Source organism: Serratia sp. LACPHL-BACT-2024-00286, from assembly GCF_043109535.1.
GTDB classification, from domain to species: domain Bacteria; phylum Pseudomonadota; class Gammaproteobacteria; order Enterobacterales; family Enterobacteriaceae; genus Serratia; species Serratia sarumanii.
In genome coordinates this window covers 1-2,951 of record NZ_JBICNA010000020.1, presented here as the reverse complement: position 1 = coordinate 2,951, position 2,951 = coordinate 1, and the positions used below count along the sequence as shown (strand labels likewise).

At 64.7% G+C, this 2,951-nt stretch carries 3 protein-coding genes; 1 reads left to right on the top strand and 2 read right to left on the bottom strand.

What is annotated here, in order from left to right:
- Positions 1 to 29 precede the first annotated feature (29 nt).
- Positions 30 to 581: a RepA plasmid replication protein gene (locus ACF8MC_RS25645; protein ID WP_033995415.1), complete on the bottom strand. Its 552-nt coding sequence runs from the start codon at positions 579 to 581 to the stop codon at positions 30 to 32.
- 1,051 nt (positions 582 to 1,632) lie between these two features.
- Here ACF8MC_RS25645 and mobV point away from each other — a divergent pair.
- Positions 1,633 to 2,607 carry a MobV family relaxase gene (gene mobV / locus ACF8MC_RS25640; protein ID WP_033995413.1) on the top strand — a complete coding sequence of 325 codons (975 nt, stop codon included), beginning with the start codon at positions 1,633 to 1,635 and terminating at the stop codon, positions 2,605 to 2,607.
- Between the two features lie 26 nt (positions 2,608 to 2,633).
- Here mobV and ACF8MC_RS25635 read toward each other — a convergent pair.
- The coding region (locus ACF8MC_RS25635) for an MliC family protein (RefSeq protein ID WP_301991828.1) at positions 2,634 to 2,951 on the bottom strand (318 nt) is incomplete at its 5' end.

Below are 2,951 nucleotides of genomic sequence, written 5' to 3'. Positions count from 1 at the left end.
CATAAAGATTTTCTCCTTCGTTTCGTTGCTCATTGGGGAGTGCTTTCAAACATGTCAATGGTGTTCGGGTCGCGGTCGTCGTTCTGCTTCTCGCCGCTGAACATCGACATGATCCGGCGGCGGATATCGCCATCCTTGTTGACCAAGGTTTTGGTCACGAAAGCTGCGTAATCCTTGGCGTTGTCGTAGCCCTTCCAGACCTCGTGAGGATCCAGCGCATAGGCGCAAACCTTGCCAGCAACAGGGATGCGGACAAGCGCGCGATTTTCTTCCAGGTAAGACAACCAACGGCTGATTGTCCGCCTGTTGACGTTCATCTTGTCTGCCAAAAACTGCTGATCGCAGACCACCGCGCCGCAGGTTGGGTCGATATTTTCAGCAAAGAATGAATACAGGCCGAAGGCCCCAGCATTGCCTTTAGCAAGCTCAATGATGCGCTTCCAACCCAAGGGATACACCTGCGTGAACCCCTTGTTCTTCCGCGCCTCTTCGCGCTCCTGAGCCTCTTTCTCGTCCAGCATGGCCAGCTCTCGCTGGCGGATACGACGCTGGGCGTCGGTCGCCACCGTGATCTGCTGCATGGGGTTCCTCCAAAGTCGGGAAATTTGTCCGCTCATTGCGCCATTTCGAGTCGCAATGATACGACAAATTATGTCTCACGTCGAGACAGTTTGCGTCTCAACCTTGCTACCTGTTGAGACATCCATGCATGTCTCAACGTTAGGACACCCTATGTGTCTCAATGCATTTCTACAAATCCTTATAAATCAATAACTTAGCATTTCCCCCTTTCTCCTCTAAGGGGCTGCCGCCCCGCCGGCGGCCGCTACGCGGCCTTGGCACCCCGCTGACGGCCCCTGCGGGGCCTCTGAAAAAGGCCACCCGGCCGGTGGCCGGGTGACGTTGTTTGTGGGGCCTCCGGCGGCCGCTGCGCAGCCTTGGGGCGGTGGGCGCTGCCCCCCGCCACCCCCCGCGTTCGCCACGTGGCAGGGGTGCAGGGGCTACGGGCCTGCGGCCCTTCACTCCTGCACCCCTACCGGGGAGCGTGGGTCGTTCCAGGCGCGTCAAGGGCCGCTGCGCTCTCCGGGGGTGGCCCGTGTCCTCGCCCTGCGGGCTGCGGGCCGCGCCAGCCACCCCCTGCGCCCTTGACCCGCCTTCCACTCCGGCGCTGTCGGAAATTTCCTACCCGGCCATGAGGCGATTTCCGACACGCCAGCGGGCCACTGGCTGACGCCTTCAGCGGAGGGCAGGGTCAAGGGCGCGCCCGCAGGCCGCAGCCCGGAGCGAAGCGCAGGGACCGGGCGAGGACGCGGGCGAAGCCGAACCCTTGACGCTGACCGCAGCGCCCCAGCCTGTGCGAGTGGGGGCAGGGACGAAGGGCGAAGCCCGCCACCCCTGCCCCCCGAGCCTCCCGGCGGCGAGGGTGGGGAGTCCAGAGGGGCAAAGCCCCTTTGGGCAAGGCCGAAGGCCGCCGCAGGAGCAAGCCCGAAGGGCGCTGCAACCGCCGCAGGCGGGCACGACTTTGCGAAGCAAAGTCTAGTGAGTACACTATCATCTGATAGTGGCCCGCCGGAGGCACCGCCTTGCGCTGCCCCGACTGGCCGGATTCGGACACCAAGGGGAGGGGCAGGCATGGCGGCCTACGCGATCATGCGATGCAAGAAGCTGGCGACGATGGGCAGCGTGGCGGCGGCGTTGCAGCACTGCTACCGCGAGCGCGAAACGCCCAACGCTGACGCCGAACGCACGCCGGACAACGAGCACCGGGCGGCCACCTCAACCGATGCGGCGATGGGGCGGCTGCGCGAGTTGCTGCCGGAGAAGCGGCGCAAGGACGCGGTGCTGGCGGTCGAATACGTGATGACGGCCAGCCCGGAATGGTGGGCCAAGGCCACGCCCCAGCAGCAGGCCGCGTTCTTCGACCAGGCGCAGGGCTGGCTGGCGGCCAAATACGGCGCGGATCGCATCGTGACGGCCAGCATCCACCGCGACGAGGCCACCCCGCACCTGTCGGCCTTCGTCGTGCCGCTGACGCAGGACGGGCGGCTGTCGGCCAAGGAGTTCATCGGTGGCCGCGACAAGATGCGGGCCGACCAGACCAGCTTTGCCGAGGCGGTGAGGGATCTCGGGCTGGAACGCGGCATCGAGGGCAGCCGGGCCACCCATCAGCGCGTCCAGAGCTACTACGGCGCCATCGAGCGCCAGCCGGGGCACGCCACCATCACGCCGCAGGCCATCGAGCCGCGGGTGCTGCGCAAGGGGATTTTCTCGAAGGACGTGGAGACGCCGGAGGCCGTGGCCGCCCGCGTGACCGCTGCCGTCAGGGAAGGGTATGGCCCGACCGTCGCAGCGGCCGCAGGAGCGCGTCAGGAGCGCGAGAAGGCCCGGCAGGCACAGGAGACAGCCCGGAGCCTGCGTGACCGCCTGAAGCCCGTTCTGGACGCTCTGGGGCCGCTTAATCGCGATATGCAGGCCAAGGCGGCCCAGATCATCAAGGCCGTGGGCGAGAAGCTGCTCGCCGAACAGCGCGAGGCGACACGCCAGCGGCAGGCCCAACGGCTTCGCAGTCGCGGCCGGGATCGCGACGACGGCGGGCTGTCTCGTTGACCCTACAGGTGGCCGACGGAAGGGGTTTATGGCTTGCAGCTACTGAGGACGGTTTGCTCCTTCCCGCCATCGTGGGTCGAAAGGTTCATGTCGTTGCCCTTACCCCACAGTTCGTAGGTGTAGTTTTTGCTAGCGGAGATGTAGCGCACTCCTGATGCGCTCTTGGCGCGTTTCAGTGGGACAAGCTCATCCATTTGCAGCATCACGGCATAGTCTCCGACGTACACGACATCCAACGTCTTTCCGCCTTCGCAAGCGTACTTGGTCTGGATCATCTCATCCGCTGCTGAAGCAAGATTCGGAGCGATTGCCGCCATCATGGCAGCAAGAGCGAACGTTTTTTT